Consider the following 24,968-nt stretch of genomic DNA (forward strand, 5'->3'; position numbering starts at 1 on the left):
TCGGTCGCTCAGGAGCCGAGAGCGGTCGAGATCGCGTCGATGTTCGCCTGCATCCAGCCGAAGTAGTCCTGGCCGGCGGGGAGCGTCTCGGTGACGGGGACGGCGGGGATGCCGTTGTCGGCGGCCGCGGTCACGACGGCGTCGGTCTGGGCGCCGGAGGTCTGCTCGTTGTAGACCAGGGCGCTCACCTGATGGGTGCTGAACAGGGCCAGGGTGGCCTCGAGCACGGCCGGGGGCACGTCGGTGTCGAGCTCGATGGCCTCGCTGAACTCGTCGGGGGTGCGGTTCTCCAGTCCCGCCGCGTCGAGCAGGTAGAGGGGCACGGGTTCGGTGATCGCGACGCCGGCACCGGCGTGCGCCGTCTTGATGGCGGCCTCGCCCGCCTCGAGGTCGGCGAGCTTCGCCTTCGCGCTCATGCCGTTCGCCTCGAACGTGGATGCGGCGGCCGAGTCGAGCGCGCTCAGCTCGGAGACGAGGGAGTCGACGAGCTTCTCCATGGTCGGGAAGTCGTACCAGAGGTGCTCGTTGAACTCGCCGTCGGCCGGCTCCTGGTCGTAACCGGAGAGGTCGGCGACGTTCAGCACCGAGACGCCGGAGTTGCCGGCGGCGTCGAGCATCGTGTCGACGAAGTCGTCGTAGCCGCCGCCGTTCTCGATCACGATCTGCGCCTTCGAGATCGAGAGCTGGTTCTGGCCGTCGGCCTGGTACTCGTGCGGGTCGCGGTCCGGGTCGTCGATGATCGAGGTCACGGTGGCGGCGTCGCCGGCCACGGCCTCGGCGATCGAGCCGTAGACGTTGGTCGAGGCGACGATCGCGATCGTGTCGGAGTCGGTGGGGGCTGCGGATGACCCGGTGGAGCATCCGGCCAGACCGATGCCGAGGGCCAGGGTGGCCGCGGAGGCAAGCAGGGCGGTGGGGAGGGCGTGTCGTTTCACGGGAGCCTTGTCTAAGTCGGGAACGGCTCCACGATAGCTAATTGATAATGATTGTCAAAATCAGGAACGCCATCACCCGCGGGCGCCCATCCGCCTCCCTGTCTCAGTCGAGCAGCAGCGCCGGCTCTTCGATGATCGAGGCCACGTCGGCCACGAAGCGGCTCGCCACGTCGCCGTCGACGACACGGTGGTCGAAGCTCGCGCCGATCGTGGTCACGAAGCGCGGGCGCACTTCGCCGTCGACGACCCAGGGTCGCTGCTTGATCGTGCCGAGCGCGACGATGGCGACCTCGCCGGGGTTGAGGATCGGGGTGCCCGTGTCCATCCCGAACACACCGATGTTCGTGATGGTGATCGTGCCCTCGGCCATGTCGGCGGGGGAGGTGCGCCCCTCGCGGGCGGTGAGCGTGAGCTGCTCGAGCGCCCGGGCGAGGTCGCGCATCGACATGTCGTGCGCGTCCTTGATGTTCGGCACGATCAGCCCGCGGGGCGTGGCCGCGGCGATGCCGAGGTTCACGTAGTTGCGCACCAGGATGTCCTTCTCGGTCCACGCCGAGTTGACCATCGGGTTCCGGCGCACGGCCCAGATGATGGCCTTCGCCATGATCAGCAGTGGCGAGACCTTGACGCCGGTGAAGTCGGGCGAGGTCTTGAGGCGCTTGACGTACTCCATCGTGCGCGTGGCATCCACGTCGACGAAGAGCGAGACGTGGGGCGCGGTGAAGGCGCTCGTCACCATCGCCTTGGCGATCTGCTTGCGCACGCCCTTGACCGGGATCCGCTCCTCGCGCACCGGCGCCCACTGCGGGGTCTCGATGTTGTGGAAGACCTTCGCCTGGTCGGCGTGACGGATGACGTCCTCCCGCGTGATGTCGCCGATCAGACCGGTCGGCGTCACCTCGTTGAGGTCGACCCCGAGATCCTTCGCGAGCTTGCGGATCGGCGGCTTCGCGATCACCGGGACGCCGGGGATCGGCTGCTGCACGCGCGCCAGACGCGGCGCCTTCGGTCGGCCGTCGCTCGTCTCGCCGATGGCGGGGATCGCGGCCTTGCTGGAGCGCGAGCCCCGGCGGCTCGCGACCGCACCCTTGATGCCGTAGCCGACGAGCACGGCGCCGGGCTTCTCCTCGGCCGTCGCCGTGCGCTCGGCCGTGGCGACCATCCCCTCGGTCTCGCTGAGGTCGGCCGGCGGCAGGACCGTCACGGCGGTGACCGGAGCGGGCTCGGGGGCCGAGGTGCCGGAGGAGGTCACGCTGATGATCGGGGTGCCGACGTCGACCGTCGCCCCCTCGGCCACCAGCAGGCCCTCGACGACGCCCTCGAAGGGCGAGGGCAGCTCGACGAGCGACTTGGCGGTCTCGATCTCGACGATCACCTGGTTGACCTGGATGCTGTCGCCGGGTGCGACCCGCCAGGACACGATCTCGGCCTCGGTGAGGCCCTCACCGACGTCCGGGAGATTGAATTGCGAGGTGGTCACGATGTGCCTCCGGCCTAGTACGCCATGACGCGGTCGACGGCTTCCATGATGCGGTCGGCATCGGGCAGGAAGACCGTCTCCAGCTTCGCGGGCGGGAACGGGGTGTCGAAGCCGGAGACCCGGAGCACGGGCGCCTGCAGCGAGTAGAACGCGCGCTCGGCGACCGTGGCCGCGATCTCGGAGCCGACGCTGACGAAGCCGTGCGCCTCCTGGGCCACGATCAGGCGGCCGGTCTTGGCCACCGAGTCGAGGATGGGGCCGTAGTCGACCGGGCTGAGCGAGCGCAGGTCGACGACCTCGACGCTGACGCCCTCGCCGGCCGCGATCTCGGCCGCCTGCATGAGCACGCTCACCATCGCGCCGTGCGCGAGCAGGGTCACGTCGGTGCCGACGCGCACCACCCGGCTGGCGTGCAGCGGGGCGGCGGTGCCGGCGAAGTCGACCGGTCCCTTGGGCCAGTAGCGGCTCTTGGGCTCGAAGAACATCACCGGGTCGTTGGAGGCGATGGCCTCCTGGATCATCCAGTACGCGTCGTTCGGCGTGCTCGGGCTGACCACGCGGAGCCCCGGGGTGTGCGCGAAGTACGCCTCCGGGCTCTCCTGGTGGTGCTCGACGGCGCCGATGTGGCCGCCGTAGGGCACCCGGATCACGATGGGCATCGAGATGGCGCCCTGGCCGCGGTTGGTCAGCTTGGCCAGCTGCGTGGTGATCTGGTCGAAGCCGGGGAAGATGAAGCCGTCGAACTGGATCTCGATCACCGGGCGGTAGCCGCGCAGGGCGAGCCCGATCGCGGTGCCGATGATGCCGGACTCGGCCAGGGGCGTGTCGATGACCCGGTCGCCGAACTCGGCCTGCAGGCCCTCGGTGACACGGAAGACGCCGCCGAGCGGGCCGATGTCCTCGCCCATCAGCAGCACCTTGGGGTCGTCCAGGAGCGCCTGCCGGAGACCGGCGTTCAGCGCCTTGGCGAGCGGCAGCTCCTCCACGCGGGACGCGGCCGTGCCGGCCGTGCCGGCCGCCTGGTCGGTGGAGACCGGGGTCGTCTCGATCGAACTCATGACCGGTCCTCCTCAGCGGCCTCGAAGGAGGCCTCGTAGCGCTCGAGCCAGAGCTTCTGCTCGGCCATCACGGGATGCGGCTCGGAGTAGACGTGGTCGAAGATCGTGCCGATCGGCGGGGCCTCGAGCGCGAGGGTGCGCGAGCGGATGTCGGCCGCGAAGTCCTCGGCCTCGACCCGGACCTCCTCGAAGAAGGCGTCGCCCTCGCCGAGACCGCGCAGGTACGCACCGAAGCGCACGATCGGGTCGCGGGCGATCCAGAACTGCTCCTCGGCGTTGCTCCGGTACTTGGTGGGGTCGTCCGAGGAGGTGTGGGCGCCGACGCGGTAGGTGAGCGCCTCGATGAACTGGGGGCCACGGCCCGCGCGCGCATCCGCGAGATGCTTCGCCGTGGTGGCGTAGCTCGCGAGCACGTCGTTGCCGTCGATCTGCACGCTCGGGATGCCGAAGCCCCGCGAACGCAGGTAGAGCGGCGTGCGCGACTGCACCCGCACGGGGACCGAGATCGCCCACTGGTTGTTCTGCAGGAAGAAGACGTTGGGGGTCTGGCTGGACGCCGAGAAGACGAAGGCCTCGCTGACGTCGCCCTGCGAGGTCGCGCCGTCGCCGAAGTAGGCGAGCACGGCCGCGTCGACCGAGTCGTCGCCGGTGCCGACCAGGCCGTCGCGCTGGAGCCCCATCGCGTACCCGGTGGCGTGCAGCGTGTGCGAGCCGATGACCAGGCAGTAGCCGTGGAAGTTGCCGTTCGTGGGGTCGGTCGGATCCCAGCCGCCGTGCGTGTTGCCCCTGAGCAGCTCGACGATCGACAGCACGTCGATGCCGCGGACCAGGCCCACGGCGTGCTCGCGGTACGACGGGAAGATGTGGTCCTGCGGTCTCGCCGCCGAGGCGGAGCCGACCTGAGCGGCCTCCTGCCCGTGGCTCGGCACCCAGAGGGCCATCTGGCCCTGGCGCTGCAGGTTCGTCCCCTCGAGGTCGAAGCGGCGGACGACGGACATCTGCCGGTAGAAGCGGCGGAGGTCGTCCTCCCCCAGCTCGTCCAGGTAGGACGCGTACTCCTCGGCGGCCTCGGTCGGGGCGAACTCGCCCTCGACGGAGAGGAACTGGACCGTGGGCGTGGTTTCTGCCACCTGCCTACCTCCCTTGTATCTCTGCGGAAGCGTATAGGAGTTTCTCGACCGACTCCTGTTCGCCGATGGTCACCCGGACACCGTCCGGCGGGTAGGCGCGCGCGATGATCCCGTGCGAGCGGAAGACCTCGAGCACCTCGGCCGTTCGCTCTCCGACGGGGAACCAGACGAAGTTGCCCTGGGGGCGGGGCACGTCGCTCCAGCCGTGGGCGAGCAGGGCCTTGTAGACGGCGTCGCGGCGCGCGGCGATGTCGTCGACCCGGGCCTTGAGCTCGTCGCCGCGGTCGAGCGACGCGAGGGCCGCGACCTGTGCGTGGTCGGTCAGGCTGAGCGGCACGATCGTGGTGCGGGCGGCGGCCAGGATGGCGGAGGGGCCGATCCCGTACCCGATCCGGAGCCCCGCGAGCCCGTAGGCCTTGGAGAAGGTGCGCAGGATGACCAGGTTCGGGTAGCGGCCGACCAGGGCGTGGCCGTCGACCGCATCCGGGTCGGTGACGAACTCGGCGTAGGCCTCGTCGAGGATGACGAGCAGGTCGCTCGGCACGGAGGCCATGAAGGTCTCGAACTCGGCCTTCGTGACGACGGTCGACGTCGGGTTGTTGGGGCTGCAGACGATGGCGAGGCGGGTCCGATCCGTCACCGCGGCGGCCATGGCCACCAGGTCGTGCCGGTGGTCGGGGGTGTTGGGCACGGCCACGGCGGTCGCGCCCGGGAGCACCGTCATCCACGGGTACACCTCGAAGGAGCGCCAGGAGAAGAGGACCTCGTCGCCGTGACCGGCGGCGGCCATCGTGAACTGCATGAGCAGCGCCACGGAGCCGGCCGCGACGATCACCTCGTCGGAATCGACGCCCCACTCGCTCGCGAGCCGCTCGGTGATCTCCGGCGCCGACGCGTTCGGGTAGCGGTGCAGGGTGCGGGTCGCCGCGTCGACCGCTTCGAGCACGCCAGGCAGCGGATCGTACGGGTTCTCGTTGGAGGAGAGTTTGAACCCCTCCGGCGCGGCCTGGCCCTGCCGATACGCGGGCAGCGCGAGGATCTCGGGGCGCAGGCGGACGGGGAGGTCGGTCATCCGATCAGTGTAGTTCGCGCTTCGAAAGCGCTTCGGGAATATGACCCGTGCGCCACTCGTCGGCCGTGATCGCGTAGACGAAGTCGTCGGTCCACTCGCCCTTGAACCAGCTCGCCCGGAGATGATGGGCCTCCCGCCGCATCCCGAGCCGTTCCAGCAGGCGGGCCGAGGCGTCGTTCCGGGTGTCCAGCCGGGCGATCACCCGGTTCAGTCCGAAGCGGTCGAAGGCGAGCTCGAGCATCGCCCGCGCCGCCTCGGTCGCGAAGCCGTGGCCCTCCCGGTCGCGCGCCATCGCGTAGCCGAGCTCGGCCCGCGCATCCGTCTCGTCGTCGTACTTGAGCAGAATCTCGCCGATCACCCGGCCGGTCTCCCGCTCGACCATGGCGAGCACGAGCCACTGCCCCGGCTCGAACACCGAGCCCTGGCGGGTCCGCGCCTCGAGGGCCGTGACCGTCTGCTCGCGGGTGCGCACCGGCCACGGGATGTAGCGCACCACCTCGGGGTCGCCGTGGAAGCGGAGAAGGTCGTCCAGGTCGCCCAGCCGGTGCGGCCGCAGGTCGAGCCGCTCGGTCGCGACCGGGTACTCGGGGGCCCAGGGGAGATTCACCATGCTTCGACTCTGCACCCCGGGAGCCGTTCCCCGGAACCGGCCGGTCTGGGATAGTGGGGGCATGCCCAGATTCCTCGTCTCCCTCATCGCCAACGCGATCGCGCTCTGGCTGACCACGCTCATCGTCTCCGGGGTGAAGGTCGATGCGTTCGGCACCGACGACGGCGTGCTCTCGACCGTGCTCACCTACGTCTTCGTCGCCCTGATCTTCGGCATCGTGAACGGCATCGTCGGGACGGCGATCCGGATCGTGGCGTTCCCGCTCTACATCCTGACCCTGGGCCTGATCTCGCTCGTCGTGAACGCGCTCCTGCTGCTGCTCGCGAGCTGGGTCTCGCAGCTGTTCGGGTTCGGGCTCACGGTCGACGGCTTCGGGTGGGCGGTGCTCGGGGCGCTCGTGCTCGCGATCCTGAGCGCGATCATCGGCGCCATCCTGCGCCCGCTCGCCCGCCGCGACCGCTGATGCGAGAATAGGGTCATGTCGCCCGAGCCGGAACCGCAGGCGTTCCGCATCAGCATGGTGTGCACGGGCAACATCTGCCGGTCGCCCATGGCCGAGGTCGTGATGCGCGATCTCGTCGACCGGGCGAACCTCTCGGACCAGGTGGTCGTCACCTCGGCGGGCACGGGGGAGTGGCACGTCGGCGAGCACGCCGACCCCCGCACGGTGCGTTCGCTCGAGGCCCGGGGCTTCGACGGCAGCGCCCACCGGGCGCGCCAGTTCGACGCCTCCTGGTTCGACTCGCTCGACCTGGTCGTCGCCCTCGATCGCACGCACGAGCGGGTGCTCCGCTCCTGGGCGCGCAATGAGGAGGACCGGCAGAAGATCCGCCTGCTCCTCAGCTTCGACCCCGACTACGCCGGCCGCTCGGACGTGCCCGATCCCTATTACTCCGACGACGCCATGTTCGACACGGTGCTCGGGATGATCGAGCACTCCTGCCGCGCCCTGTTCCGCCAGCTCGAGCCGGCCTTCCGGCCCACGAGCCTGCCGCTCTGATTCTCTTCCCCCGCACGCCCCCACGAACTTCCCCCGTTAGGCCCCCACGAAAGCGACCATGCCTCCTCTGCCTCCCCAGCCCATCAGCCCGCTCGACGGCCGCTACCGCCCCGCCGTCTCCGCTCTCGGTGAGCACCTCTCCGAGGCCGGGCTCAACCGCGCCCGGGTGCAGGTCGAGATCGAGTGGCTGCTCTACCTCACCGACCACGCGATGTTCGGCTCAGAGCCGCTCGAGCCCGCCGTCGCGGCGCAGCTGCGCGCGATTGTGGACGACTTCGACCAGTCGTCGATCGACGAGATCGCGACGCTGGAGGCCACCACGCGGCACGACGTCAAGGCGGTCGAGTACTTCGTGCGCCGCCGCCTGGCCGAGCTGGGGCTCGACCGTATCGCCGAGCTCACGCACTTCGGCGCGACCAGCGAGGACATCAACAACCTCTCCTACGCCCTGACCATCCGCTCGGCCGTCGCCGAGGTGTGGCTGCCGGCCTTCACCGCCGTGATCGACGAGCTGCGCCGCCAGGCCGTGGAGTACCGCGCCGTGCCGATGCTCGCGCACACCCACGGCCAGCCCGCGACCCCGACCACCATGGGCAAGGAGCTCGCGGTCACCGTGCACCGCCTCGAGCGCGTCAAGGCGCAGATCGTGGCCACCGAGTACCTCGGCAAGTTCAGCGGAGCGACCGGCACCTTCGCGGCCGACCTCGTCGCCGACCCCTCGGCCGACTGGCAGGACGTCTCGCGCGGCTTCGTGACCTCGCTGGGCCTGGAGTGGAACCCGCTCACCACTCAGATCGAGTCGCACGACTGGCAAGCCGAGCTGTACGCGCGGATCAGCCACGCCAACCGCATCCTGCACAACCTGTGCACGGATGTCTGGACCTACATCTCGATGGGCTACTTCACCCAGATCCCGGTCGCCGGCGCCACCGGCTCGTCGACCATGCCGCACAAGGTCAACCCGATCCGGTTCGAGAACGCGGAGGCCAACCTCGAGCTCTCCAGCGCCCTGCTCGACTCGCTGGCCGCGACCCTGGTGACCTCACGTCTCCAGCGCGACCTCACCGACTCGACCACGCAGCGGAACATCGGTGTCGCGCTCGGCCACTCGCTGCTCGCGCTCGACAACATCCGCGGCGGGCTCGACCAGATCTCGCTCAACGAGACGGCACTGGCCGCCGACCTCGACACGAACTGGGAGGTGCTCGGCGAGGCCATCCAGACCGTCGTCCGGGCCGAGGTGACCGCAGGGCGCTCGTCGATCACCGACCCCTACGCGCTGCTGAAGGAGCTGACGCGCGGCCGCCGGATCGGCCAGGCCGAGCTGGTCGAGTTCGTGCAGGGGCTCGACATCGGCGACGAGGCGAAGGCGCGGCTCGTGGCGCTGACGCCGGCGCTGTACACCGGACTGGCCTCGGAGCTGGTCGACCACATCCTGTAGCGGGTTTCAGGATGCGCGGGCCGGCTCGCACGCGCTAGTGCGTGGCGGGCTTGTCCTCGTCGTCGATCTCGTGCTGCTCGAGGTCGTTCGGCTTGATCGACAGCGCGAACATGGCCAGCACCACGAGCGACACGATGAACGCGACGCCGAAGAAGATCACGGCCAGCAGCAGCTCGCGGGTCGTGAACAGCACCACCAGCCCGACGAACAGCGACATGACGGCAGACAGGACGAGCAGTTCGAGCGGCTTCAGCCGATCGCGCCTCGAGGGTTGGTTCACGATGCCTTTCCAGGTCTTGAGGGGCGCGCGGCACGGGTCACGGGCGCGGGATGCGTTCCCCAGCGCAGGGAGAGCCCCGCGATGACCAGGAACAGCCCGACGATCGCGCCGTAGGCGCCCAGCATCCCGACGGCGAAGACGGGATCGGTGGGGAAGAAGATGAGGACGAGCGCGAACACGATCGTGAACAGCCCGGTGATGGCCCAGTCGCGCCCGGCCGGGTTCTTGGTCGAGCGGAGACCGGCGTAGAGCTCGAGGAAGCCGCAGACGGCGGAGTTCATCGTGGCGCAGAACAGGAAGAAGCCGAGCCCGCCGGAGTTGAACGCGAGGGCCAGGCCGCCGAAGACCACGCCCGAGATGCCCTGGATCAGGAAGTTCACGCGCAGCGAGCGCTCGGTGACGGTGCGCCAGGAGAGCACGGCGACGATGAGGCCGGAGACGATCGCGAACACGCCGTAGCTGAGCAGGCCCACCTGCGAGGAGTGGTTCGAGACGAACGTGATCACCAGGGCGGTCACGATGAACGGGATCGCCCGGGCCACCGGCACGCCCCAGTAGGGCGACCGCGTGGAGATGCGGGGGGAGTCGGTCACTCCGGGGGCCTCGTTTCAGCTAGCGCTCGTGCCTCTAGTTTATCGACGCCTTGCTGAGTGCCCGGCCCGCTGGCTTCGACGGCCACCAGAAGGCGTCACCGGTGAGGAACACGAGGGCCGGGACGAGCAGGGTGCGGACGACGAGGGTGTCCAGCAGCACGCCGATGCAGACGATCACGCCGATCTGGGTGAGCGCGACCACGGGGAGCACGCCGAGCACCGCGAACACGGCCGCGAGCAGCACGCCGGCGCTCGTGATCACGCCGCCGGTCGAGGCGAGAGCCCGAACCATCCCCTCGCGGGTCCCGTGCCGGCCGGCCTCTTCGCGCGCTCTCGTGGTGAGGAAGATGTTGTAGTCGACGCCGAGTGCCACCAGGAAGAGGAACGCGAACAGCACCGTGTTGGAGTCGAACGCGGGGAAGCCGAGCAGGTTCTGGAACAGCACGTTCGAGGCACCGAGGCTCGCGAAGTAGGTGGCGAGCACGCTGGCGATCAGCAGCACGGGCGCCACGATGCTGCGCAGGAGCAGCAGGAGGATGAGGAAGACGATCCCGAGGATGAGCGGGATGATCAGCGCCTGGTCCTCCGCGGCCGCGGTGTTCGTGTCGAGGGCGGTCGCGTCGTTGCCGCCGACCAGGGTGCGGGCCAGGTCGCCGCCGGCGTCCTGGTAGCCGGTGCGGAGGGCACGGATCGTGTCGAACGCGGCGTCGCTCTCGGGCTCCGCGGCGAGGCTGACGTCGAGGCGGGTGAGACCGCCGCTCGACTCGCCGGCGCGCACGCTGTCGACGCCCGCGGTGTCCTCGGCGAGCGCCGTCGCCTCGGTGACCACCTCATCCGGGGTCAGCACCGTGGTCTGGCCGGTGAGGCCGGCCGAGAACGAGGCGTCGACGACCTCCTGGGCCTTCACCGAGTCGGGGTCGCCGAGCAGCTGGTCGGTCTGCGAGAGTCCGACGCGGAAGCCGGAGAGGCCGATGGCGAGGATGCCGATGGCGACGGTCGCGGTGATCGCGACGGCGGCGGGGCGGCGGGAGACCCCACGACCGAGCCGCATCCAGACGCCGGGCTTGGCCTCGGCGTGGTGGGTGTGCTGGCTGTGCTGGGGCTGCTGGGTATGCTGCCCGTCTGCTCGGCCGGCGGCTGCGTGGGCGCGGGGCACGAAGGGCCAGAACAGCCCGCGCCCGCAGACCACGAGGGCGGCGGGGAGCACGAGGAGGGCGAACAGGATGGCGATGACCACACCGATCGCGCAGGCGAACCCGAGCGCGCGGTTGCCCGAGAGCTGGGCGAGCAGGAGGGTGAGGAGGCTCAGTGCGACCGTGCCGCCGCTCGCGGCGATGGCCGGGCCGGCGCTGGTGACGGCCGTGAGCATGGCGCGGTGGCGGTTCTCCTCGCGGGTCAGCTCCTCGCGGTAGCGGGCGACCAGCAGCAGGGCGTAGTTCGTGCCGGCGCCGAAGACCAGCACGCTCAGGATGCCCCCGATCGAGGCGTCGATGGTGATGCCGAGCGGGTCGGCCAGGGCGGTCACCACCACGCGGGCCAGGCCGTCGGCGAGGCCCACGACCGCGAGCGGCACGATCCAGAGCACGGGGCTGCGGTACGTGATGATCAGCAGCACCGCGACCACGATCACGGTGACTAGCAGCAGGCGGAAGTCCGCTCCCGCGAAGGCGTTCGAGATGTCGGCCTGGAAGCCGACCGGGCCGGTGAGGAGGGCCGTGAGCCCGTCGGGCAGGCCGGCCCCGGCGGCGTCACGGATGCTCGTGGCCGTGGCCTCGACGTCGCTCTCGACGGTCGCGGCGTCCAGCGGCACCGCCACGAGAGCGGCCTTCCCGTCATCGCTGAACTGCGGCACGACGGCCTGCGGGGCGATGGACTGCCCGGCCAGGGTGGCGGCGTTCGCGGTGACGGCGGCGCGGTCGGCGTCGGTGAGCGGCTCGCCGTCGCGGCTCCAGACCAGGATCGCGGCGGTGGTGTCCGAGCTCGGGAACTCCTCGAGCAACGCGGAGACCTGGGCGGCCTGGCTGTCGTCAGGCAGGCCGGAGGGCGGGAAGGCGTCGCTCGAGCCCTTCGGGAGCAGGCCGAAGAGGAGGGCGATGGCCACGGCGGCGAGGCCGAGGGTGATCCAGGCGGTGCCGCGACCGCTCACGAATCGGGCGATCTGTCGCATGCTGTGTCCGCTCTCTCGGGTGGCGTCGGGTCGTCTCTAGGTCATCTCGGTGAATTCACTAAGCAACTTAGCTACCTATGGGATTAGCATGTCATCCATGACCGACACGCGCAACTCGGACGAGACCCCCTGGTCCCGTGACGAGCTCGACGAGACGGTGCGTGCGGAGGTCACCTCGATCAGCAACACGTTGCGCGAGATCGACGTGCACTCGCGGGCGTTCGAGCGCCGGCTCGGGTCGGTGCTGACGGTCAACCAGACGGATCTGGCGGCGATGGAGCACCTCATCCAGGAGGGCCCGCTGACGCCGAGCGAGCTCGCGATACGCCTCAAGGTCACCACGGCGGCGAGCACGCTGGTGGTCGATCGCCTGGTCGGCCTCGGGCACGCGGAGCGGCATCCGCACCCCCGCGACCGCCGCAAGATCGTCGTCGTGCCCGCGCGCGCCTCGGTCAACCGGGCCATCGACGAGCTGATGCCGGTCATCACGGGCATCGGCGCCCTGGCGGCCGACCTCACGCCCGAGCAGCGCGCCACCGTCGAGACCTTCCTCCGTGGTGTCGCCGCCGTCTACCGCACGGCGGCCGCGGCCCCCACCCCCGACGACTGACCCGCCGCTAGACGCCGTCCTGCTCTGAAGCGCCTTCCTGTTCTGAGGCGGCGGCGGTTCCGCCACTCGGGCCGGCCGCACGGCGGGCGATCACCCGCGGCGCGATCCAGAAGAGGGAGACGGCGCCGATGACCGCACGGAGGAACGCGAAGAGGAGCACCCACCAGCCGACCCCGTCGCCGGCGATCAGGTAGCCGATGCCGACGGCCACGAGCACGGCGTCGAGCACGTAGGGCACCCGCAGCCAGAACAGGAGGCGCTTCGTGGCGCCCTCGCCCGACGGGTCGGGGCCGGACGAATAGGTCATTCGGGCAGGCTACGCCGGGGGCATGTCCGCGAAGCGGGAGAAGTGGCCGTGGAAGCCGACGGTGATGGTCGCCGTCGGGCCGTTGCGGTGCTTGGCGACGATGAAGTCGGCCTCGCCCGCCCGCGGGTTGTCCTTCTCGTAGGCGCCCTCGCGGTGAAGCAGGATGACCATGTCGGCATCCTGCTCGAGCGAACCCGACTCGCGGAGGTCGCTGATCGCGGGCTTCTTGTCCGACCGCTGCTCGGGGCCACGGTTCAGCTGCGACAGCGCGATGACGGGCACCTGCAGCTCCTTGGCCATCAGCTTCAGCGCTCGCGAGAACTCGGAGACCTCCTGCTGACGGCTCTCGACCTTCTTGCCGCTGGTCATCAGCTGCAGGTAGTCGATGACGACGAGCTTGAGCCCGACCTTCTGCTTCAGCCGACGGCACTTCGCCCGGATCTCGACCAGCGTCATGTTCGGACTGTCGTCGATGTAGAGCGGCGAGTCGTTGATGCGGCCGCGCGTGGAGGCCAGCGTCGTCCAGTCCCGGCCCTCGATGCGGCCCTTGCGCATGCTCTGCAGGGGCACCGAGGCCTCGGCCGACAGCAGACGCATCGCGATCTCCGAGCGCCCCATCTCGAGCGAGAAGAAGATCGACGGCATGTCGTGCTTGATCGACGCGGCGCGACAGAAGTCGAGCGCGAGCGTCGACTTACCGAGCGCGGGGCGGGCCGCGACGATGATCATCTGACCGGGGTGGAAGCCGTTGGTGAGGTTGTCGAGGTCGCTGAAGCCGGTGGGCACGCCGGTCATCTGACCGTCTTTGCCCGCGGCCGCCTCGATCTCGTCGATCGCCGCCGTGACGGCGACCGTCAGCGGCACGTAGTCTTCGGCCTCGACCCCGCCGTTGACCGCGTAGATCTCGGCCTGGGCGTTGTTGACCAGGTCGGTGACCTCGCCCTCGCTCGCGTAGCCCATCTGCACGATGCGCGTCCCGGCCTCGACGAGGCGGCGCAGCACGGCCTTCTCGCTCACGATCGTGGCGTAGTAGCCGGCGTTCGCGGCCGTCGGCACGAGCGCGGTCAGCGTGTGCAGGTACTCCGCGCCCCCGGCTCGGGTGAGCTCGCCGGTCTTGGTCAGCTCGTCGGTGACGGCGATGACGTCGGTGGGCTCACCGTGCGAGTAGAGGTTGAGGATCGCCTCGAAGATGACCTCGTGCTTCGGGATGTAGAAATCGACCGAGCGCATGACCTCGACGACGTCGGCCACCGCATCCTTGCTCAGCAGCATGCCGCCCAGGGCGCTCTGCTCGGCGAGCAGGTCGTGCGGCGGAGTGCGCTCGCCCTGGCGCTGCTGCTCGGGACGCTGTTCGCCCGCGAGACCGAGGTGGGCGATCGACATGTGTTCTCCTGAAAAATCGTGCGAAAAGCGGTTCGTTCACTGCCGCGTGGCAACCCAACCAGGCACCACCGACACTCCACAAACCAGCCTGTGGATAACGGTGTGGATGATCTGCGCGAAACGCCGGGTGCCATGTGCACTCTCTGTGCACTGAGCTGTGGATAACATCGCTACTCGGAGCCGTAAAAGGCATTTGACCAGGTACTCCGTGTTTCCACACAGTGTGAGTGCCGACATCCTTCGACCCCCGGTTGAACCTTGGATTTTCCCCACCGACCTGTGTACAAAACTGGGGACACCGGGGCACCGAAAAGGGGGGTGCCGAGAGCCCTGAAAGCTCTTGACACCCCCCTGAAAAGGCGACTACTTTGCTGCGACCACCAGAAGGTTGATCGTGGCGGAGAGGTCGTCACGGAGGCGCACGGTGGCCTCGTGGTTTCCGACGGACTTGATGGCCGTCGGGATCTCGATCTTGCGCTTGTCGAGCGAGCCGATGCCGGCCGCCGACACCGCGTCAGCGATGTCGGAGGTCTTCACCGAGCCGAACAGACGACCCTCTTTGCCCGCCTTGACGGTGAGCTTGACGGTCGCGTTCTCGAGCGACTGCTTGATGTGCTGGGCCTCTTCGATGGTGGCGAGTTCGCGGGCAGTGCGGGCAGCCTTGATCTGCTCGATCTGCTTCTCGCCACCGCGGCTCCACGCCACGGCGAAGCCCTTGGGGATGAGGTAGTTGCGGGCGAAGCCGTTCTTGACGTCGACGACGTCGCCGGCCGACCCGAGTCCGGTCACCTCGTGGGTGAGAATGAGTTTCGACATGAGTGCTGCTCCTTAGCGGCCCGAGCCGGCGTAAGGCAGAAGAGCCATTTCGCGGGCGTTCTTGACGGCACGGGCGATGAGGCGCTGCTCCTGGACGGAGACTCCCGTGATACGGCGGGCGCGGATCTTTCCACGCTCCGAGATGAACTTGCGGAGGGTCGCGACGTCCTTGTAGTCGATGACGCCTACGCGGATCGACTTCGCGGGAGCGGCGTTCTTCGCGCCCTTTGCGCCGCGGAGCGGCTTGCGGCGGTCGCCGCTTGACTTTCCAGCCATTGTTGAGATTCCTGTTCTGAAAGAAGAGAAGTTTAGAAGGGGGTGTCGTCGGCGTAGCTGCCGGGAGTGTTCCACACGTCGCCGCCGGCGCCGTTCGCGCCCGAGGAGGCGGGAGCGGATGCCGCCCACGGCTCCTCGACCTGACCGCCGCCGCGCTGGCCGCCCGCGAAGGAGCCGCCACCGCCCGCGCCACCACTGGTCGCACGGGTCACCTGAGCGGTCGCGTACCGGAGCGAGGGGCCGATCTCGTCGACCTCGAGCTCGATCGAGGTGCGCTTCTCGCCCTCTTTCGTCTCGTAGGAGCGCTGACGCAGGCGACCGGTCGCGATGACGCGGCTGCCCTTGGTCAGCGACCCGGCGACGTGCTCGGCGAACTCGCGCCAGACCGAGGCGCGCAGGAAGAGCGCCTCGCCGTCTTTCCAGTCGTTCGCCGCACGGTCGAAGGTGCGGGGGGTCGAAGCGATCGTGAAGTTCGCGACCGCGAGCCCGTTCTGCGTGTAGCGCAGCTCAGGGTCGGCGGTGAGGTTTCCCACCACGGTGATGACGGTTTCGCCAGCCATGACGGACTACTCGCCGGCCTCGGCCTTGGCGGGGGCAGCAGCGGCAGCCGGAGCTGCAGCGGCGGGCGCGGCAGCCGGAGCAGCAGCAGCGGGCTTCGACGACGCGGCCTTGACGGCAGCGGCCGGAGCAGCAGCGGCACCGGAGGACGCGGGAGCGGCAGCGGCGGCCTTGGGGTTGGCGGCCTTGCGGGCGGCCTTCTCCTCGGCGAGCTTCGAGGCGGCGGCGACCTGGGCGATCGCTTCCTCCGCACGCAGCACCTTGGTGCGCATGACGGCCTCGGACAGCTTCAGCTGACGGTCGAGTTCCTTGGTCGCATCGGCGTTCGCGGTGAGGTTCACCACGGCGTAGATGCCTTCGGTCTTCTTGTTGATCTCGTAAGCCAGGCGACGGCGACCCCAGATGTCGACCTTGTCCACGGTGCCGCCATCGTTGCGGATGACGTTGAGGAACTTGTCGAGACTCGGGGCCACGGTACGCTCGTCGATCTCGGGATCGAGGATGACCATGAGTTCGTACTGATGCGTCACAAACCCACCTCCTTCGGACTTGAACGGTCACAGACGGTCTGTGACAGGAGGGTTCTGCATCGTTCTCGCACCCGCGTGGAGAGTTCCACTGGGCACAAGACAACCTGAGTAGCCTACCAGATGTGAGTTTTCGTGTCGCGTTCCCGGTTTTCCACACCTCACCGCTCGCGACGCCGGGTTCGGGCGACGCCGGCGGGATGAACGTGTTCGTCGTCGGGCTCGCCGAAGCGCTGCTCGCCCAGGGCGTCGTGGTCGAACTGCTCACCCGCGCGACGGGGGCCGCCGACGAGGTCGAGGATGCGCGGACGCCGGGCGGCGTCCCCGTGCGCTTCCTCGAGGCCGGGCCCCGTGAGCCCCTTCCCAAATCGGCGCTGGCGGGCCTCGCGCCGGCCTTCGCGGCCTCGGCGGCCGCACTCGGGCCGTTCGACCTCGTCCACTCCCACTACTGGCTCTCGGGCCTCGCCGGTCTCGAGCTCGCGGCGGCCTGGGGGGTTCCTCACGTCCTGAGCCTGCACACGGTCGCCGCGTTGAAGAACGAGCGCCTCGCCCCGGGCGACACGGCCGAGCCCGCCGAGCGGCTGGCGGGCGAGCGGATGCTCGTGCACGGGTCGGCCCTGACCGTCACGCACACGGCGGCCGAGCGCAGGGCGATCCTGGATGCCTACGCCGCGGACCCCGAGAGAGTGGTCGCGGTCGCTCCCGGGGTCGACACGGCCCTCTTCCATACGGCGGCCGAGCGGCCGGATGACCCTTTTCTTCTGGTGCTCGCCCGCATCCAGCCCCTGAAAGGGGTGGATCTCGCCATCGAGGCCCTCGCCGCGATCCCGTCCGGCCGGCGCCCCCGCCTGGTGGTCGCCGGGGGGACGAGTCCCGGCCACGATGCCTACGCGCACGGCCTCCGGGACCGCGTCGACGAACTCGGCCTCACCGATGTCGTGACCTTCCTGCCCGCGCAGGAGAGAGAGGATGCCGCACGCCTCCTCCGCGAGGCCTCCCTCCTCCTCGTCCCCTCCCACTCCGAGACCTTCGGCATGGTGGCCCTCGAAGCGGCGGCCAGCGGCACGCCGGTCGTCGCCGCCGCGACGAGCGGACTGACCGAATCGGTCGAGGACGGCGTCAGCGGGATCCTCCTCGACTCCCGCGATCCCGCGGACTGGGCCGACGCGATCGACACGCTCCTCGGCGATCCCGGCCGCCGTGCGGCCCTCGCGGCCTCCGCCCTGGAGTTAGGCAAGGCCCATGACTGGGCGGCGAGTGCGGCCGCGATCGCCGAGCACTACCGGGCCATCGCGCAGACCGGGGCACTGGCGCGCCTGGGAGACGCACCGGTCTTCCTGCACGCGCATCCCGACGACGAGTCGATCTCCACGGGCGGCACGATCGCGGCCCTCAGAGCCTCCGGCACCGAGGTCGTCATCCTCACGGGCACCCGCGGCGAGCGCGGCGAGGTCGTGCCGGGCGAACTGAAGCCCCTCGAGGGCACGGCCGCCCTCGCCCCGCACCGCCAGACCGAGCTGGCAGCCGCGCTCGGAGCCCTCGGTGGACCAGCTCACGTTTTCCTAGGCACCCGACCGGCTCGGGCCCAGGGACTGCCCGAACGCTCGTATTCCGATTCCGGCATGCGGTGGGGGAGCGGCGGTCTTGCCGAGGGCGCCGACGACGCCGGCCCGGATGCGCTCAGCCTGGCGCCGCTGGCCGAGGTGACCGACGACGTGCTCGCCGGCATCCGCTCGCTCGCCCCGGGCGCCACCGCGATCGTCAGCTACGACGCGATCGGGGGCTACGGACACCCCGACCACGTCAGGATGCACGAGGCCGGCGTGGCAGCGGCCCGCGCTCTCGGCATCCCCTTCTACGCGATCGTCGAGCCGCGGGTGGAGAGCGGTGCGGAGTCGCCGGAAGACGCTCGCTCCGGCGTCCTCGCCATCCCCGTCGACCCGGTCGCCAAATCCCGCGCTATGGCCGCCCACCGCAGCCAGCTGACCGTCGCGCAGGACGACGACGGCATCCGCTTCACCCTGAGCGGTGGCCAGACGCATCCGGTGAGCGACCGGGAGTTGTTTCGCGGGCCGTAGAATAGTTGAGTTTTGACAACGACAGACAGGGCTGTGCCGAATGAGCATCAAGGTCGCGATCGCGGGCGTGGGGAACTGCGCCAACTCACTCATCCAGGGCGTGACGTACTACGCCGACGCTGATGAGGCGGAGGTCGTTCCCGGGCTCATGCACACGCGCTTCGGCGCCCACCACGTGGGTGACCTCGAGTTCGTGGCCGCTTTCGACGTCGACGCGGCCAAGGTGGGCGTCGACCTCGCCGAGGCCATCTGGGCCAGCGAGAACAACACCCTGAAGTTCGCCGACGTGGCCCCCACCGGCGTCACCGTGCAGCGCGGACCGACCCTCGACGGGCTCGGCGAGTACTACGTCGAGATGATCGAGGAGTCGCCGGCCGAGCCGGTCGACGTCGCCTCCGCCCTTCGGGAGAGCGGTGCCGAGGTGCTGGTCTGCTACCTGCCCGTCGGGTCCGACGACGCCGCGAAGTACTACGCCCAGGCGGCTCTGGATGCGGGGGTCGCGTTCGTCAACGCCGTTCCGGTCTTCATCGCGAGCGACCCGGTCTGGGCCGCGAAGTTCACCGAGGCCGGTCTACCGATCGTCGGCGACGACATCAAGAGCCAGGTCGGCGCGACCATCACGCACCGCGTGCTCGCCCGTCTGCTCGAGAGCCGCGGCATCGCGATCGACCACACCTACCAGCTGAACGTCGGCGGCAACATGGACTTCAAGAACATGCTCGAGCGCCGTCGCCTCGCCTCGAAGAAGATCTCGAAGACCCAGTCGGTCACGAGCAACATCGACATCGACCTGCCCGCGCGCGACGTGCACATCGGCCCGAGCGACCACGTGCCGTGGCTCGACGACCGCAAGTTCGCCTTCGTGCGCCTCGAGGGCCACGGCTTCGGCGGAGCACCGATGAGCCTGGAGTACAAGCTCGAGGTGTGGGATTCGCCGAACTCGGCCGGAGTCATCATCGACGCCGTGCGCGCCGCGAAGATCGCGCTCGACGCCGGTCTCGGCGGCCCCGTGGAGTCGGCCAGCGCCTACTTCATGAAGTCACCCTCGGTGCAGCTGCCCGACGATCAGGCACGCGAAGCGCTCGAGGCGTTCATCGCGGAGAACACCCCCGCCTGATCGGCTGAGGGTGGGTCGGGCCAGGCCGGCGGGGTCGGTCCGGCCGGCCCAGGCGGGTACACAACCCCCGCCGGGCCGCGTCAGCCCCGCCGGGCCGCGTCAACCCTGCCGGGCCGCCCACCAGTCGACGAGCCGGCGGGTCGCCTCCTCGTCCGAGAGCGGCCCCTCGTCGAGCCGCACCTCGAGCAGGTACGCGTAGGCCTCGCCGACCGCACGCCCCGGCGGGATGCCGAGGATGCTCATGATCTGCTCGCCGTTGAGGTCCGGCCGCACCGAGTCGATCTCCTCCTGCGCCGCGAGGGTCGCGATCCGCTCCTCGAGGTCGTCGTAGGCGAAAGCGAGCTGGTCGGCCTTCCGCCGGTTGCGCGTCGTCACGTCGGCCCGGGTCAGGATGTGCAGGCGCTCGAGCTGGTCGCCCGCGTCGCGCACGTACCGGCGCACGGCGGAGTCGGTCCAGGCGCCCTCGGTGTACCCGAAGAACCGCAGGTGCAGCTCGATCAGGCGCGAGACGGCCGCGATCGTGTCGTTGTCGAACCGCAGCTCGCGCAGCCGCTTCTTGGCGAACTTCGAGCCGACCACGTCGTGGTGGTGGAAGCTCACCTGCCCGCCGGGCTCGTTGCGCTTGGTCGCCGGCTTGCCGATGTCGTGCAGCAGCGCCGCGAGGCGCAGCACGAGGTCGGGCGGGCTGCCCGGATGCCGCGACTTCTCGAGGTCGATGGCCTGATCGAGCACCGTGAGGCTGTGCTGGTACACGTCCTTGTGGTGGTGGTGCTCGTCGGATTCCAGCTGCAGCGCCGGCACCTCGGGCAGCACGATCTCGGCGAGGCCGCTCTCGACGAGGAGTTCGACGCCGCGGCGGGGCGCATCCGTCTTCAGCAGTTTGGAGAGCTCGTCGTTCACGCGCTCGATCGAGACGATGCCGATCGAGTCGCGCATCTCGGTCAGCGCCACGGCGACGTCGAGCGAGACCGTGAAATCGAGCTGAGCGGTGAAGCGGATGGCCCGCAGCATGCGCAGCGGGTCGTCGCCGAACGAGACCTCGGGTGTGCCGGGGGTGCGGAGCACTCCGGCGACCAGGTCGGCCATGCCGTCCGAGGGGTCGACGAGCACGAGCTCCGGGAGGCGCAGCGCCATCGCGTTGACCGTGAAGTCGCGGCGCAGCAGGTCGCCCTCCAGCGTGTCGCCGAACTCGACCGCCGGCTTCCGGGTGGTGTGGTCGTAGCTGTCGGAGCGGTAGGTCGTGATCTCGACCGTCTCGCCGTCGATCCGGGCGGCGATGGTGCCGAAGGCCCGCCCGACGTCCCACTGGGCCTGCGAGATGGGGGTCACCAGGGTGAGGATCTCGTCCGGCGTCGCATCCGTCGTGAAGTCGAGGTCGGTGATCGGGCGGCCGAGGAAGGCGTCGCGCACCGGGCCCCCGACGAGGGCGAGCTCGTGGCCGGCCGAGGCGAACGCCTCGGCCAGGGTCGCAACCGGCCCTGACGCCGCGAGCTTCGCCAGGAATTCGAGGGACTGCTGAACCGACTGCACCGCCTCATTTTAGCGGCGAGTGACGCATCGCCCCGCGGCTTCCGGTTCTCCCAGCCCTCGTCTCCTAGAATCGGCACGACGGATGCGGTGGCAGACACGGCGCCCGTCACGATGTCCATGACCTCCAGCGCGCGTCGATCGTCTCGAATTGCGCCCGTGATCGCTGCAAGCGCGGTGATCGCCGGTGCACTCTTCGCGACCCCGGGAGCGGCCTTCGCGGCATCAGCGGCCTCGGCGGTGGCGCCGGCCTCAGCGATTGCGCCTGCCTCAGCCGCCGCCGGTTCGACCTCTGCCAGCGCGGCCCCCGCCATCTCCCCGAACGACGGCGTCACCCTCGCCGTCTCGCCCGCCGGCGCCGGGGTCCTCACGGCCGGCGCCGACCTCCCCGTCTCGGTCGAGATCGCCAACCCCGGTCAGGATCTGGTCGGCGAGGGCACCGTCACCCTCTCGTTCGACCCCGAGCCCCTGACGGGCGCCGACCAGACCGCCTGGCTCGCCGCCACCGACGGCCTCGGCTCCTCGGGCCAGGCGCTCACGATGGTGCTCGCGGTCCCGGCGGCGAGTGTGCAGGCGGGCACCGTCCACACGCTCCAGCTCAGCATCCCCGCAGCCCTGCTCCAGGGCGCCTCGGGCGTCCACGGCCTCCAGGCCGGCCTCTCGGTCGGTGGCCAGGTGATCACCACGGCCCGCACCACGATTTCCATCGACGACGGGACGACCCTGCAGCCTCCCGTGGCCGAGGTCACCGTGGTGGCGCCCCTCACGACCCCCGCGAGCGCGGGCGGCCTCCTCTCCAGTGATGCCCTGACGGCCCTGACCGCCGAGAACGGCGAGCTGACGCGCGAGCTGGATGCGGTGGTCGACCGCCCGGTCACCCTCGCCGTCGACCCGCGCATCATCGTCTCCATCCGCGCACTCGGGTCCACCGCGCCGGCCTCGGCCGTCTCCTGGCTCACCCGCCTGAACGCCGCCTCGAACCCGGTGATCCCCCTCACCTATGGCGATTCCGACATCGCCGGGGAGCACCAGGCCGGCGCCCCGGGAGTCCTGGCCCCGACCTCGTTCGCCTACGCGCTCGATCCGGCCCGCTTCACGAACGTCGGCGAGCTGATCGAGCCGTCGCCCTCGGCCGGCAGCGACCCCGCCCCCACCCCGGCGGCCGGCGCTCCAGCGGCCCCCGCGGTGCCCAGCACGCAGCAGCTCCTCAGCTGGAACTGGACGAGCACGGCCGTGGCCTGGCCGCGCGCCGGTTCGCTCGAGGCGACCGATCTGGCCTTCTTCGCCGCATCCGGTCTCACCACCTCGCTCGTCGGCTCGGCCGAGGTCGCGCACGAGGACGGCTCGGCGGTCACCCTCCCCGACGCCGTGGCCTCCGTGGGCGCCGACACCGTGCTGGTGGCCGACGACGCGGTCTCGGCGGCCGTCCAGGGCGCCCTCACCGCCGACACGGATGCGCGACGCGGCCAAGCCCTCGCCCAGCTGGCGGGTGCGGTCGAGCTGTCGGCCGCCCAGGCCACCGACACCGGCACGGAGTCCGGGACGCCCCGCCAGATCCTCGCCCTGGTCGACCGCGGGACGACCGACCTCGATGCGCTCGGACAGGTGCTCGCGACCATCGAGGGCCTCCCGTCGGCCTCCACCGGCTCGCTGCAGACCCTGCTCGCCCTCCCGGCCACCCAGACCCTGACGGTCACGGGCAGCCCCGAGCCGACCGAGCGCCTCTCGCGCATCTCGGGACTCTTCCTCGACCTCGGCCGAATCGACGCCTTCTCCTCGGTGCTCGCCCAGCCCGAGCTGCTCACCGGCCGCCAGCGCGCCGACCTCCTCGCCCTGCTCTCGAACAGCTGGACGGCTGACGACGAGGGCTGGACCACGGCGGTCCAGGATGAACGTGAGGGCACCGCGAAGACCCTCGACTCCGTGCAGGTCGTCGAGGGCTCGAACATCAACCTGCTCTCGAACCAGGCGCCCCTGCCGGTCACGCTCAGCAACGAGCTGCCGTACCCGGTCACCGTCGTGCTGCACGTGACCCCCTCGAACGGGCGGCTCGTCGTCGAGGAGACGGATGTGCCCGTCACGCTCGAGGCCTCCTCGCGCAAGGGCGCGCAGATCCCGGTGACCGCCGTGGCGAACGGCTCGGTCACCCTGAACTACCAGCTGCTCAGCCCCAGCGGGGTGCTCATCTCGACCCCCGCGCCGGTCGACGTCAACGTCAGCGCCGACTGGGAGACCTGGGGCACCGTGATCGGCGGGGCCCTGCTCGTGGCCCTGTTCGGTGTGGGACTGGTGCGCAACATCCTGCGCCGCCGCAAGACCCGGGCCGAGGCCGAGGCGGCCGCCGAGACCAGCCCGGACGACGGAGGAGCGCATGAGTAGCACCAGCATCGGCCGCGCGAGCGCCTTCCTCGCCTCGGGCACGATCGTCTCGCGGGTCATGGGCTTCGTGCGCACGATCATCCTCGCCCAGACCATCGGGGCCGTCGGCAGCGCGAGCGCCGACGCCTTCGCGGTGGCGAACCAGCTGCCGAACAACATCTACGCGATCATCGCCGGCGGCACCCTGAGCGCCGTGCTCGTGCCCCAGATCGTGCGGGCGACCCTGCACAGCGACGGCGGCAAGGGGTACATCAACAAGCTGCTGACGATCGCCATGGTCATCCTCGGCGGCACGACGCTCGCGGCGACCCTGCTGGCCCCGGTGCTCGTCACGATCTCCGCAGCGACCTGGAGCGGCGAGCAGCGCGCCCTGGCCATCGCCTTCGCCTACTGGTGCCTTCCCCAGATCTTCTTCTACGGCCTCTACACGGTGCTGGGGGAGGTACTGAACGCCAAGAACGTGTTCGGGCCCTTCACCTGGGCGCCGGCGATCAACAACCTGGTCTCGATCGCGGGTCTCGTGGTCTTCATGGCCCTGTTCGGCGCCGACGCGGCGGGCGATCGGATGGTCGCCGACTGGACGCCGGACAAGGTGGCACTGCTCGGCGGTGCGACGACGATCGCGGTCGCCGCCCAGGCCCTGATCCTGTTCCTCTTCTGGCGGCGGGTGGGCATCCGCTACCGTCCCGACTTCAAATGGCGGGGAGTGGGCCTCGGCACCGCCGGCCGCCTCGCCGGCTGGACCTTCGGGATGCTGCTGGTCACCCAGGCAGCGGGCCTGGTCGAGACCAACGTGGCCGCCATCGCGTCCGGTGACGGCGCATCCGTCGCGGCCATCCAGTACGCCTGGCTGATCTTCATGCTGCCGCACTCGCTGGTGACGGTCTCGATCGTCACCGCCTATTTCACGAAGATGAGCGGGCACGCGAACCGCGGTGAGACGGCCGAGCTGCGAACGGATGTCTCCGCCTCCATCCGCGTCACCTCGCTGTTCATGGTGCTCGGCATGGCCGTGCTGATCGTGGTCGCGTACCCCTTCGCGAGCCTGTTCAACGATTCGGTGTCCCAGTCGGCCGAGATGGGCAACGTGCTGATCGCGTTCCTGGTGGGGCTCATCCCGTTCAGCGTGCTGTTCGTGCTGCAGCGGGTGTTCTACTCGCTGAGCGACACGAAGACCCCGTTCTTCCTCCAGGTCGTGCAGGCCGCGATCTTCACGGTGCTCGCGCTCTGCTGCGCACTGCTGCCGGTGGAGTTCATCGCGATCGGCCTCGCGCTCGCGCTGTCGTTCGCGACGGCCATCCAGACCCTCATCGCCGCCGTGATCATCCGCCGGCGTCTCGGGAGAGTGGGCGGCCGCTCGGTGGTGCTGAGCCTCGTCCGCTACGCCGTCGCCGCGGTGCCGACCGGGGCCGCCGGCCTCCTCACGCTGATCGGCCTCGGCACGCTCTTCGGGCCCGATTTCGCCGTGACCGGCTACCTCGGCCCGATCGTCTCGATGGCGATCGTCGGGGTCGTCATGCTGGTGGTCTACCTGGGCGCTCTGAGGCTGCTCCGGTCGCCCGAGCTGCGGGATGCGCTCGGGCCGATCCGGGCCCGCCTCGGCCGGTCCTGAGTGGCTGCGTGA

The 24,968-nt window shown here is 70.1% G+C and carries 23 protein-coding genes and 1 pseudogene; 8 read left to right on the forward strand and 16 right to left on the reverse strand.

Annotation, left to right across the window (positions count from 1 at the left end):
• Positions 1-8 precede the first annotated feature (8 nt).
• The 6 genes from HSO01S_RS07140 to HSO01S_RS07165 all read right to left on the reverse strand — a co-directional run bounded on the left by HSO01S_RS07140 (position 9) and on the right by HSO01S_RS07165 (position 6,285).
• Positions 9-935 carry a metal ABC transporter solute-binding protein, Zn/Mn family gene (locus HSO01S_RS07140; protein ID WP_066039866.1) on the reverse strand — a complete coding sequence of 309 codons (927 nt, stop codon included), beginning with the start codon at positions 933-935 and terminating at the stop codon, positions 9-11.
• Positions 936-1,038: 103 nt separating this feature from the next.
• Entirely contained in the window at positions 1,039-2,415 is a 1,377-nt protein-coding gene (locus tag HSO01S_RS07145) for a dihydrolipoamide acetyltransferase family protein (protein WP_066039867.1), read from the reverse strand.
• Positions 2,416-2,429: 14 nt separating this feature from the next.
• On the reverse strand, positions 2,430-3,473 hold the full coding sequence (locus HSO01S_RS07150) for an alpha-ketoacid dehydrogenase subunit beta (RefSeq protein WP_084361420.1): 1,044 nt from the start codon (positions 3,471-3,473) through the stop codon (positions 2,430-2,432).
• Positions 3,470-4,603: a thiamine pyrophosphate-dependent dehydrogenase E1 component subunit alpha gene (locus tag HSO01S_RS07155; protein WP_066039868.1), complete on the reverse strand. Its 1,134-nt coding sequence runs from the start codon at positions 4,601-4,603 to the stop codon at positions 3,470-3,472. The genes HSO01S_RS07150 and HSO01S_RS07155 overlap by 4 nt, the downstream gene beginning before the upstream one ends.
• Positions 4,604-4,607: 4 nt before the next feature.
• The gene (locus tag HSO01S_RS07160) at positions 4,608-5,675 is read right to left on the reverse strand and encodes a histidinol-phosphate transaminase (RefSeq protein WP_084361421.1); all 1,068 of its coding nucleotides are present in this window, start codon (positions 5,673-5,675) and stop codon (positions 4,608-4,610) included.
• A 4-nt stretch (positions 5,676-5,679) separates the two neighbouring features.
• Positions 5,680-6,285 carry a GNAT family N-acetyltransferase gene (locus HSO01S_RS07165; RefSeq protein WP_066039869.1) on the reverse strand — a complete coding sequence of 202 codons (606 nt, stop codon included), beginning with the start codon at positions 6,283-6,285 and terminating at the stop codon, positions 5,680-5,682.
• Between the two features lie 61 nt (positions 6,286-6,346).
• Between HSO01S_RS07165 and HSO01S_RS07170 the strand changes: the two genes are divergently transcribed.
• From HSO01S_RS07170 to purB, 3 genes are read left to right on the forward strand one after another with little or no spacing between them, the layout of a single operon-like run.
• On the forward strand, positions 6,347-6,748 hold the full coding sequence (locus HSO01S_RS07170; protein ID WP_066039870.1) for a phage holin family protein: 402 nt from the start codon (positions 6,347-6,349) through the stop codon (positions 6,746-6,748).
• 15 nt (positions 6,749-6,763) lie between these two features.
• Positions 6,764-7,285, forward strand: coding sequence for a low molecular weight protein-tyrosine-phosphatase (locus HSO01S_RS07175; protein WP_066039871.1), 522 nt, complete (start codon positions 6,764-6,766; stop codon positions 7,283-7,285).
• A gap of 58 nt (positions 7,286-7,343) precedes the next feature.
• Positions 7,344-8,726, forward strand: coding sequence for an adenylosuccinate lyase (gene purB, locus HSO01S_RS07180; RefSeq protein WP_066039872.1), 1,383 nt, complete (start codon positions 7,344-7,346; stop codon positions 8,724-8,726).
• Between the two features lie 34 nt (positions 8,727-8,760).
• On the opposite strand, the gene HSO01S_RS07185 is transcribed toward purB, so the two are convergent.
• From HSO01S_RS07185 to HSO01S_RS07195, 3 genes are read right to left on the reverse strand one after another with little or no spacing between them, the layout of a single operon-like run.
• Positions 8,761-9,006: a hypothetical protein gene (locus tag HSO01S_RS07185; protein ID WP_066039873.1), complete on the reverse strand. Its 246-nt coding sequence runs from the start codon at positions 9,004-9,006 to the stop codon at positions 8,761-8,763.
• Positions 9,003-9,599, reverse strand: a complete 597-nt coding sequence (locus HSO01S_RS07190; RefSeq protein ID WP_066039874.1) for a hypothetical protein — start codon at positions 9,597-9,599, stop codon at positions 9,003-9,005. The genes HSO01S_RS07185 and HSO01S_RS07190 overlap by 4 nt, the downstream gene beginning before the upstream one ends.
• Positions 9,600-9,633: 34 nt before the next feature.
• Positions 9,634-11,766: an MMPL family transporter gene (locus HSO01S_RS07195; protein ID WP_066039875.1), complete on the reverse strand. Its 2,133-nt coding sequence runs from the start codon at positions 11,764-11,766 to the stop codon at positions 9,634-9,636.
• Positions 11,767-11,863: 97 nt separating this feature from the next.
• Between HSO01S_RS07195 and HSO01S_RS07200 the strand changes: the two genes are divergently transcribed.
• Entirely contained in the window at positions 11,864-12,376 is a 513-nt protein-coding gene (locus HSO01S_RS07200; RefSeq protein ID WP_084361422.1) for a MarR family winged helix-turn-helix transcriptional regulator, read from the forward strand.
• A 7-nt stretch (positions 12,377-12,383) separates the two neighbouring features.
• On the opposite strand, the gene HSO01S_RS07205 is transcribed toward HSO01S_RS07200, so the two are convergent.
• The 6 genes and pseudogenes from HSO01S_RS07205 to rpsF form a co-directional block, all read right to left on the reverse strand.
• Positions 12,384-12,683 (reverse strand): hypothetical protein, encoded by a 300-nt coding sequence (locus tag HSO01S_RS07205; RefSeq protein ID WP_066039876.1) that lies wholly within the window; start codon positions 12,681-12,683, stop codon positions 12,384-12,386.
• Between the two features lie 9 nt (positions 12,684-12,692).
• On the reverse strand, positions 12,693-14,066 hold the full coding sequence (gene dnaB, locus HSO01S_RS07210; RefSeq protein WP_066039877.1) for a replicative DNA helicase: 1,374 nt from the start codon (positions 14,064-14,066) through the stop codon (positions 12,693-12,695).
• Between the two features lie 363 nt (positions 14,067-14,429).
• Positions 14,430-14,882, reverse strand: a complete 453-nt coding sequence (gene rplI, locus HSO01S_RS07215; protein ID WP_066039878.1) for a 50S ribosomal protein L9 — start codon at positions 14,880-14,882, stop codon at positions 14,430-14,432.
• 12 nt (positions 14,883-14,894) lie between these two features.
• Positions 14,895-15,158: a 30S ribosomal protein S18 gene (rpsR, locus tag HSO01S_RS07220; protein ID WP_022895757.1), complete on the reverse strand. Its 264-nt coding sequence runs from the start codon at positions 15,156-15,158 to the stop codon at positions 14,895-14,897.
• Positions 15,159-15,190: 32 nt separating this feature from the next.
• Complete coding sequence (locus HSO01S_RS07225; protein WP_066039879.1) at positions 15,191-15,718, reverse strand: single-stranded DNA-binding protein; 528 nt, start codon at positions 15,716-15,718, stop codon at positions 15,191-15,193.
• A 156-nt stretch (positions 15,719-15,874) separates the two neighbouring features.
• Positions 15,875-16,225 (reverse strand): annotated as a pseudogene (rpsF, locus tag HSO01S_RS07230) (30S ribosomal protein S6); the annotation flags it as partial.
• A 143-nt stretch (positions 16,226-16,368) separates the two neighbouring features.
• Between rpsF and HSO01S_RS19035 the strand changes: the two are divergent.
• Complete coding sequence (locus HSO01S_RS19035; protein ID WP_169799956.1) at positions 16,369-18,321, forward strand: glycosyltransferase; 1,953 nt, start codon at positions 16,369-16,371, stop codon at positions 18,319-18,321.
• A gap of 40 nt (positions 18,322-18,361) precedes the next feature.
• Positions 18,362-19,438 carry an inositol-3-phosphate synthase gene (locus HSO01S_RS07240; protein ID WP_066039881.1) on the forward strand — a complete coding sequence of 359 codons (1,077 nt, stop codon included), beginning with the start codon at positions 18,362-18,364 and terminating at the stop codon, positions 19,436-19,438.
• A 99-nt stretch (positions 19,439-19,537) separates the two neighbouring features.
• On the opposite strand, the gene HSO01S_RS07245 is transcribed toward HSO01S_RS07240, so the two are convergent.
• Positions 19,538-20,968 (reverse strand): CCA tRNA nucleotidyltransferase, encoded by a 1,431-nt coding sequence (locus HSO01S_RS07245; protein WP_066039882.1) that lies wholly within the window; start codon positions 20,966-20,968, stop codon positions 19,538-19,540.
• A 156-nt stretch (positions 20,969-21,124) separates the two neighbouring features.
• Between HSO01S_RS07245 and HSO01S_RS07250 the strand changes: the two genes are divergently transcribed.
• Entirely contained in the window at positions 21,125-23,344 is a 2,220-nt protein-coding gene (locus tag HSO01S_RS07250) for a DUF6049 family protein (protein ID WP_066039883.1), read from the forward strand.
• Positions 23,337-24,956, forward strand: a complete 1,620-nt coding sequence (murJ, locus tag HSO01S_RS07255; protein WP_066039884.1) for a murein biosynthesis integral membrane protein MurJ — start codon at positions 23,337-23,339, stop codon at positions 24,954-24,956. The genes HSO01S_RS07250 and murJ overlap by 8 nt, the downstream gene beginning before the upstream one ends.
• Positions 24,957-24,968 lie beyond the last annotated feature (12 nt).

The sequence above is a fragment of the Herbiconiux solani NBRC 106740 genome (assembly GCF_001571005.1).
In the GTDB taxonomy this organism is placed as follows: Bacteria; Actinomycetota; Actinomycetes; order Actinomycetales; family Microbacteriaceae; genus Herbiconiux; species Herbiconiux solani.